5 protein-coding genes, 1 pseudogene and 1 riboswitch are annotated in these 8,712 nt (G+C 68.3%); of the genes and pseudogenes, 3 read left to right on the top strand and 3 right to left on the bottom strand.

Features of this window, described 5'->3' with window-relative positions; genetic code table 11:
• Nucleotides 1-167 (bottom strand): annotated as a pseudogene (locus AC1DWT_RS39980) (transposase); the annotation flags it as partial.
• A 209-nt stretch (nt 168-376) separates the two neighbouring features.
• Between AC1DWT_RS39980 and AC1DWT_RS39975 the strand changes: the two are divergent.
• The gene (locus AC1DWT_RS39975) at nt 377-1,735 is read left to right on the top strand and encodes an MFS transporter (protein ID WP_477924860.1); all 1,359 of its coding nucleotides are present in this window, start codon (nt 377-379) and stop codon (nt 1,733-1,735) included.
• A 21-nt stretch (nt 1,736-1,756) separates the two neighbouring features.
• On the opposite strand, the gene lpdA is transcribed toward AC1DWT_RS39975, so the two are convergent.
• Both lpdA and lipA read right to left on the bottom strand, forming a co-directional pair.
• Nucleotides 1,757-3,130 (bottom strand): dihydrolipoyl dehydrogenase, encoded by a 1,374-nt coding sequence (gene lpdA / locus AC1DWT_RS39970; protein ID WP_477924858.1) that lies wholly within the window; start codon nt 3,128-3,130, stop codon nt 1,757-1,759.
• A gap of 34 nt (nt 3,131-3,164) precedes the next feature.
• The gene (lipA, locus tag AC1DWT_RS39965; protein WP_072936910.1) at nt 3,165-4,094 is read right to left on the bottom strand and encodes a lipoyl synthase; all 930 of its coding nucleotides are present in this window, start codon (nt 4,092-4,094) and stop codon (nt 3,165-3,167) included.
• Nucleotides 4,095-4,388: 294 nt separating this feature from the next.
• Nucleotides 4,389-4,480: riboswitch (glycine riboswitch) on the top strand.
• A gap of 122 nt (nt 4,481-4,602) precedes the next feature.
• Here lipA and gcvP point away from each other — a divergent pair.
• Together gcvP and gcvT are read left to right on the top strand one after the other, a co-directional pair.
• Nucleotides 4,603-7,584 (top strand): aminomethyl-transferring glycine dehydrogenase, encoded by a 2,982-nt coding sequence (gene gcvP, locus AC1DWT_RS39960; RefSeq protein ID WP_477924863.1) that lies wholly within the window; start codon nt 4,603-4,605, stop codon nt 7,582-7,584.
• Nucleotides 7,581-8,696 (top strand): glycine cleavage system aminomethyltransferase GcvT, encoded by a 1,116-nt coding sequence (gene gcvT / locus AC1DWT_RS39955; RefSeq protein WP_206013664.1) that lies wholly within the window; start codon nt 7,581-7,583, stop codon nt 8,694-8,696. Before gcvP ends, gcvT begins: the two co-directional genes overlap by 4 nt.
• Nucleotides 8,697-8,712: the final 16 nt, after the last annotated feature.

Here is an 8,712-nt window from a genome sequence, read left to right as displayed (position 1 = left end):
CCCCCGGTGCGACGAGAAGCGTGGAACGCCGAGGTGTCGAGATGGGAGTCGACGATCTCGATCACCGTCCACACCGGATGCGTGGGCGGCACCCACTCCCGCATGTCCGGCGGCAACAGGAACTGCTGATCACGATTCACCGGTCGATATCCCTTGGCCACCAACACATTATCCAGGAAACCCCAGGTCAGACCAGGGTGACACGCGGACACCCCGACCCGGAATTTTGCAACAGCCCCCCCGCGGTTAACAAGTACTCACGGGTGGTGTCTTCCGACATTCGGAATCGGAGTTGGAAACGGGTGACCTGTCAGCCACGGTAAGTGGGTCGTGAGCCACATCACAGCCCACCTCCGAGGAAGAGCAGGTCCCGCGCATGCAATTCGACCTACGCGAACGCATCGACAGCAGTCCGATGACGCGCTACCAATGGGGCGCCATCGCCATCTGCGGTCTACTCAACGTGCTCGACGGCTTCGACGTTCTCGTCATGGCGTTCACCGCCCAGTCGGTGTCGCAGGAGTGGGCTCTGTCCGGCTCCGTCGTCGGCCTCCTGCTCAGCGCCGGGCTGTTCGGCATGGCCGCGGGGTCGCTGTTCCTGGCGCCGTGGGCAGACACCATCGGTCGCCGCGCCATGATCCTGCTGTGCCTGGCGCTGGCGTCGTCGGGCATGCTGCTGTCGGCGGTCAGCCAGAACGCGATGCAACTCGGTCTGCTCCGCGCGCTCACCGGCGTCGGAATCGGCGGAATCCTCGCCAGCAGCAACGTCATTGCCAGTGAGTACGCGTCGAACCGCTGGCGCGGGCTGGCCGTGAGCCTCAATTCCACCGGGTACGCCGTCGGCGCCACCCTCGGCGGCATCATCGCCGTCGTGCTGCAGAACTCGCTCGGGTGGCGCTCGGTGTTCCTGTTCGGCGGTGTGTGCACGGCCGTGATCATCCCCGTCGTCTATGCGCGGCTCCCCGAATCGATCGACTTTCTGCTCGTGCGTCGCCCGGCCAATGCCCTGGACCGGATCAACGCGTTCGCGCGGCGGGCCGGTCAGCCGCCCCTCGACGAGCTGCCCGCACCGCGCGCCGCCGCCGCTGCCGCTGCGGACGCCGGATTCGCGGTGCGCGTGCTCCTCTCCCCGGAGCGGCGCCGCAGCACCCTCCTGGTGTGGTTCGCGTTCTTCACGGCGATGTTCGGCTTCTACTTCGTCACCAGTTGGACGCCGAAACTGCTGGTCGAGGCGGGCATGTCCGCGAACCAGGGCGTCACCGGCGGCGTGCTCCTCAACCTCGGCGGCATCTTCGGCGCCACCTTGCTCGGCGCGCTGTCGGCGCGGTTCGCCCTGAAGCGGGTGCTCATCGCCTACCTGGCGATCGCGGGGGTGCTCCTCGTCGTCTTCGTCCCCGCCACCGCATCCATCGTCGTCGCGTTCGGGCTCGGCGCCCTCATCGGCGTCTTCGCCAACGGCTGCATCGCCGGGCTGTACGCGATCACCCCGTCGGTCTACTCCCCGGCCGTCCGGGCCACCGGAGTCGGCTGGGGCATCGGCATCGGACGCGTCGGCGCCATTGCGTCCCCGATCGTCGCGGGCGCCCTCCTCGACCGCGACTGGTCGCCCACGCAGCTGTACATCCTCGTCGCCGTGTCCTTCCTGCTCGCCGGAATTGCCGTGTCGCGACTGCGATTCGAGAAGACCGGCGGCTCCTCCACCCGTGAGTGGTTGACGAGTGCAGAGACTCGTTAACCACTCACGGGCCCGGAGGGCCTAGGCGTGGACGTGCAGCGGTTTGCCGGCCACCGCCAGCAGTGCCTCGCCGAGGGCCTCGCCCTGGGTGGGGTGGGCGTGCACGAACTTCGCCGCCTGGGCGGCGTCGACCCCGAAGTTGTACAGCATCTGCGCCTCGCCGATCAGCTCGCCGACGCGGTCGCCGACCATGTGCACACCGACCACGACGCCGTCCGGCGTCACCACGAGTTTGACCGCCCCCGACGTCTTGAGGATCTGACTCTTGCCGTTGCCGGCGAGGTCGTAGACGACCGTCCGGATCTCGTCGCCGAACTTCTCCCGCGCCGCGGTCTCGGTCAACCCGACCGACGCGACCTCGGGGTGGGAGTACGTGACGCGGGGGATGCCGGTCTCGTCGATGACGTCCGGACGGAGCCCGGCGATCTCCTCCGCCACGAAGATGCCCTGCTGGAAGCCGCGGTGCGCGAGCTGGAGGCCGGGCACGATGTCGCCGACGGCATAGACGTTCGGCACCGTGGTGCGCAGCCGGTCGCTGGTCACCACGAATCCCCGGTCGAGGACCACCCCGGTCTCCTCGTACCCCATCGAGGCGGTGTTCGGACCGCGGCCCACCGCGACCAGTACGACGTCGGCGTCGAGCACGTCGCCGGAGTCGAGGATGACGGTCACCGCGTCCTCGTCCTGCGCCACCTCGGTGACCCGCACCCCGGTCTTCGCGGCGATCTTGCGACGACGGAACGCCCGCTCCAGGTATTTGGAGACCGTCTCGTCCTCGTTCGGGACCAGCCTCGGCATCGCCTCGACGATCGTCACCGACGCACCGAACGACGCCCACACACTGGCGAATTCGACGCCGATGACGCCGCCGCCGAGGATGATCGCCTTCTTCGGGACCGTCGGCAGCACGAGCGCCTGATCGCTGGTGACGACCCTACCGCCGATGCTGATGCCCGGCAACGTCTTCGGAGACGAGCCCGTCGCCAGGACGACAGCCCCGCCGGTGATCACCTCGCCGTCGACCTCGACACCGTTGGGACCGACCAGCCGTCCGCGTCCGTTGACGACGGTGATGCCGTGGGAATCGACGAGACCTTGCAAGCCCTTGTGCAGGCGGGTGACGATGGCGTTCTGATAGCTCAGCACCTTGTCGAGGTCGACCCCGCCGAACGTGACGTCGACCCCGAACTGCGCGGCCGTGCGGGCACTGTCGGCGACCTCGGCGGAATGCAGCAGCGCCTTGGTCGGAATGCACCCCTGATGCAGGCAGGTGCCGCCGAGTTCGTTCTCTTCGATCAGAATGACCGAACGGCCCAGTTCGGCCGAGCGGATCGCGGACGCATAGCCGCCGGAACCGCCGCCGAGGATGACGACATCTGCAGATCGGTTGGACATGGGGACTCCTTGCTGAAATGGAAGAGAATGGGATTCAGTGAATTGCGGTCGCGGCGACCGCTTCGGCGTGCAGGCGGCCCGCCCGGTAGGACGACCGCACGAGCGGGCCGGACAGAACGCCGAGGAATCCGATCTCGCGGGCGACCCCGTCGAGCATCACGAACTCCTCCGGTTTCGCCCACCGCTCCACCGGATGATGCCGGGCCGAGGGCCGGAGGTACTGCGTGATCGTGATCAACTGGCAGCCGGCGGCGTGCAGGTCCCGGAGTGCCTGGATCACCTCGTCCGTGGTCTCCCCCATCCCGAGGATCAGGTTCGACTTGGTGATCAGACCGTCCTCCCGCGCGCGTGTGATCACGTCGAGGGAACGCTCGTAGGTGAAGGCAGGCCGGATGCGACGGAAGATCCGGGGAACGGTCTCCACATTGTGCGCGAGTACCTCCGGGCGGGTGCCGAACACCTCGCGCAACTGTGCGGCGTCGGCATTGAAATCCGGGATCAGCAGTTCGACGCCGGTCCCCGGACACAGTTCGTGAATCTGCCGGACCGTCTCGGCGTACAGCCAGGCGCCGCCGTCGGGCAGATCGTCGCGCGCCACGCCGGTGACGGTGGCGTACCGGAGGCCCATGGTCTGCACCGATTCCGCGACCCGCCGGGGTTCTCCCCGATCGAGGGCCGCGGGACGTCCGGTGTCGATCTGGCAGAAGTCACACCGTCGGGTGCATTGGCTGCCGCCGATGAGGAACGTCGCCTCGCGGTCCTCCCAGCATTCGAAGATGTTGGGACATCCAGCTTCCTGACAGACGGTGTTCAGGTTCTCGCGTTCGACGAGGGCGGCGAGATCACGGTATTCGGGGCCGGTCCGCATCTGAACCTTCATCCACGACGGTTTGCGTTCGACCGGGGTCTGGGCGTTGCGGACTTCGAGGCGGAGCAGGCGGCGGCCCTCGGGGTGTGCAGTCATGTTGGGAGAACTCCTACGACCGGACGAAACCGGTCGGTATGCGACCCCCGGCAGCACGGCACGAGGGAAAGTGAGGGGGAAGGCGAGCACACGACGACAACCGTTGCACTCGAGGCTGTCTGGGCTCTCACCGAGCGGCGTGTGCGGTCACGTCCGAGCGAGGATGAATCGAGGATGCCAAACGACGAGGCGTTTTGGCAACATCGCCGCCCGCTCGGCGCCCGGGACGGAGCCTGGGGAGACAAACCCGCCACGCCTGTGTACTGTTTGGCCAACCACAACTGAATACGCCGTTGACGCGCAGCGGGAGAACCTCCTTTTCGGAGGCGCCGTAGGAGCAACTTCCTCCCCGGGAATCTCTCAGGCCCCAGTACCGCAGCGTAGAGGCAACTCTGGAGAACAGAATCGGCCGCAGGCCGGTACTTACCGAAGGTGAAGAGCACGCCGCTCATGCGGTGCGCCCAAACTCTCAGGTTTCAGGACAGAGCGGGGAGGTGCCCCCTTGTCGATGTCCGGTGCGGTCCGGACTCAACGAAACCGGAGTCACCTCGTGTCAGTCGAATCCCGCCACGCGCATCGCAGCGCGCCTCTCACCAGCGATTTTCCGTCACGCCACATCGGCCCCGACGCTTCCGCCACCCAGCGCATGCTTGGCGCCCTCGGTTACGACACGCTCGATCAGCTCATCGATGCCGCGGTGCCTGATCAGATCCGCAGCTCGGAGGCCATGGACCTGCCGGTGGCGCGGTCCGAGCAGCAGGTGCTGTCCGACCTGCGGACGCTGTCGGAGCGCAACGAGACCCGCGTCCAGATGATCGGCCTCGGTTACCACGACACCATCACCCCCGCAGTTCTGCGCCGCAACATGCTCGAGTCGCCGGCCTGGTACACCGCGTACACGCCGTATCAGCCGGAGATTTCCCAGGGCAGGCTCGAGGCGCTGCTGACGTTCCAGACGGTCATCGAAGACCTGACGGCCCTCCCCCTCGCGGGCGCGTCCCTGCTGGACGAGGCCACCGCGGTGATGGAGGCGGTGCTGCTGATGCGGCGCGCGAACAAGGCGAAGTCGGGGACGTCCCGCGTCGTCGTCGACGCCGACTGTCTGCCGCAAACCCTCGCGGTGGTGTGCGGCCGGGCCAAGTCGGTGGGCATCGACGTCGAGGTGGCCGACCTGACCGGCGGTCTTCCGGACGGTGACCTGTTCGGCGTCGTGTTCCAGGCGCCCGGCGCCAGCGGCCACGTGCGCGATCTGGCCCCGCTCATCGCCGCCGCCCAGGAGCGCGGCGCGCTGACCACGGTCGCGGCCGACCTGCTGTCGCTGACGCTGCTGACGCCGCCCGGCGAGCAGGGTGCCGACATCGCGGTGGGATCCGCCCAGCGTTTCGGTGTGCCGCTGTTCTTCGGTGGGCCGCACGCCGGGTACATGGCCGTGCGCGGCGGACTCGAGCGCATGCTCCCCGGCCGGCTCGTCGGTGTGTCCGTCGACGTCGACGGGAAGACCGCCTACCGGCTGGCACTGCAGACCCGCGAACAGCACATCCGGCGTGACAAGGCGACGAGCAACATCTGCACCGCGCAGGCGCTCCTCGCGAACGTCGCCGCCATGTATGCCGCCTATCACGGCCCGGAAGGGCTGCGTGCCATCGCGACTCGGGTACACGGACATGCCACGTCCGTCGCGGGCGGCCTCCGCACGGCGGGACACTCGGTGGTCCACGACAGCTTCTTCGACACCGTGCTGGTGCACGTTCCGGCCGGGGCGCGCGACGTCGTCGACCGCGCCGACCGCGCCGGCATCAACCTGAGGCTGGTCGATTCGGACCACGTCGCGGTCGCCTGCGACGAGTGCACCACCGACGAGATCGTCGACCGGGTCCTGTCCGCGTTCGGCGCACGAGCCCAGGCGGGAACGGTCTCCGCGCTGCCGCGGTCGCTGCTTCGCACGTCGAACTACCTGCAGCACCCCGTGTTCCACGAGCACCGGTCCGAGACGGCGATGCTGCGCTTCCTGCGCGCGCTGTCGGACAAGGACCTCGCGCTGGACCGCACCATGATCCCGCTCGGCTCGTGCACGATGAAGCTCAACTCCGCCGTGGAGATGGAGCCGATCAGCTGGCCCGGGTTCGCGTCCATCCACCCGTACGCCCCGGTCGAACAGACCAGCGGCTACCTGCAGCTCATCCGCGGCCTCGAGCGGTGGCTGGGTGAGATCACCGGATACGACCGGGTGTCGTTGCAGCCCAACGCCGGATCGCAGGGCGAACTGGCCGGTCTGCTGGCCATCAACGGCTACCACGACAGCCGCGGCGACCACGGACGCGACATCTGCCTCATCCCGCAGTCCGCGCACGGCACCAACGCCGCATCCGCGGTGCTGGCGGGCATGCGGGTGGTCGTGGTCGCGACGGCGACCAACGGCAACATCGACCTGGGCGACCTGCGCGCGAAGATCGCCGCCCACGAGGGCACCATCGCCGCGATCATGCTCACCTACCCGTCCACCCACGGTGTGTACGAGAACGACGTGCGGACGGTGTGCGACCTCGTGCACGAGGCCGGCGGCCAGGTGTACGTCGACGGCGCCAACCTCAACGCGCTCGTCGGCCTGGCCCAGCCCGGGAAGTTCGGCGGCGACGTGTCGCACCTGAACCTGCACAAGACGTTCTGCATCCCGCACGGCGGCGGCGGACCCGGCGTCGGACCGGTCGCGGTGCGTAAGCATCTGGCGCCGTTCCTGCCCGGCAACCCGCTCGGCGGAGACCAACTCGGCACTCCGGTGTCGGCGGCCAACTACGGCTCCGCCGGCATCCTGCCGATCACGTGGGCGTACATCGCCCTGATGGGCCCGGACGGGCTGACGGAGGCCACCAAGTCCGCGGTGCTGGCCGCCAACTACGTCGCGAAGGCGCTCGACGCGCACTTCCCCGTCCTCTACACGGGACCCTCGGGTCTGGTGGCGCACGAATGCATCCTGGACCTGCGACCCGTCACGAAGGCCACCGGCGTGACCGCCGAGGACGTGGCAAAGCGGTTGATCGACTACGGTTTCCACGCCCCCACCCTCTCGTTCCCCGTCAGCGGCACCCTGATGGTGGAGCCCACCGAATCCGAGGATCTGGCCGAACTCGACCGCTTCATCGAGGCGATGATCTCGATCCGCGGCGAAATCGACCTGGTCGGCGACGGCGTGTGGCCGCTCGAACGCAGCCCACTGCGTCAGGCCCCGCACACCGCGGATCAGGTCACCGCCGACAACTGGGATCTGCCCTACCCGCGGCACCTGGCGGCCTTCCCCGTCGCGTCGCTGCGTGCCGGCAAGTACTGGCCCCCGGTTCGCCGTATCGACGGCGTGCACGGCGACCGCAACCTCGTGTGCTCGTGCCCCGCGCCCGAGGCCTTCGAGAACACCACCGACATCGAACTGCCAATCAAAACCGCAGCAGCAAAATCCGGGGCGCTCGCCGAGACCCCCGAGGAGGCCTTCGCATGACCGTCACCACGACACCCACGTCCCCGCTACTGGACGAGCACGGCGCTCTCGGAGCGCATTTCACCGACTTCGCGGGCTGGCAGATGCCGCTGAAGTACGACAGCGAACTCGCCGAACACCACGCCGTCCGTAAGTCCGCCGGACTGTTCGACCTCTCGCACATGGGTGAGATCGCCGTCACCGGAACAGAGTCCGGCGCACTGCTGGACTACGCCCTGGCCGGCGAGCTGTCGAAGATCGGTGTCGGACGGGCCAAATACTCGCTCCTGTGCAACGCGGACGGCGGCGTGATCGACGATCTCGTCGTCTACCGGCTCGCCGACGAGCACTTCCTGGTGGTCGCGAACGCCGCGAACGCCCCGGCCGTGTACCGCGAACTGGCGGCACGCGCCGACGGTTTCTCGGCGAACGTCGACGACCAGTCCGCGGAGACCGCGCTGATCGCGGTGCAAGGACCGGCCGCGCAGAACATCGTGCAGTCCCTCGTTCCCGCCCTGCAGTTGGAGACCGTCGCGGAACTGAAGTACTACGCGGTCACCCGCGCGGTCGTCGCCGACATCGACGTCCTCCTGGCCCGCACCGGCTACACCGGTGAGGACGGCTTCGAGCTGTACGTGCCGAACGCACAGTCGGTGGCGTTGTGGCGCGCACTGCTGGCCGCCACCACGGAGCGGGACGGCGTCCCCGCGGGTCTCGCGTGCCGCGACACCCTGCGGCTCGAGGCCGGAATGGCGCTCTACGGGCACGAACTGACCCTCGACACGAACCCGTACGAGGCCGGTCTCGGCAAGGTGGTCCGGCTGAACAAGGAGTTCGTCGGCCGCGACGCCCTGCAGACGTTGTCGGAGCAGGCCCCGCAGCGGGTGCTCATCGGTCTCGCAGGCACCGGACGCCGCGCCGCCCGCGCCGAATACACCGTTCACGACGCGACCGGCGGAGCGGCCGTCGGCACGATCACGTCCGGCGCCCTGTCCCCGACGCTCGGACATCCGATCGCGCTGGCATTCGTCGACATCGCGTTCCGTGAGCCCGGCACCGAACTGACCGTCGACATCCGCGGCAAGAAGGAACCGTTCGTGGTCACCCCATCGCCGTTCTACCGCCGTTCCTGAACCCTCCCACTCCCTT

The organism is Rhodococcus sp. P4_B6, assembly GCF_056402215.1.
The sequence above is the reverse complement of the archived record's forward strand: the minus strand, read 5'-3'. Positions and strand labels throughout refer to the sequence as shown.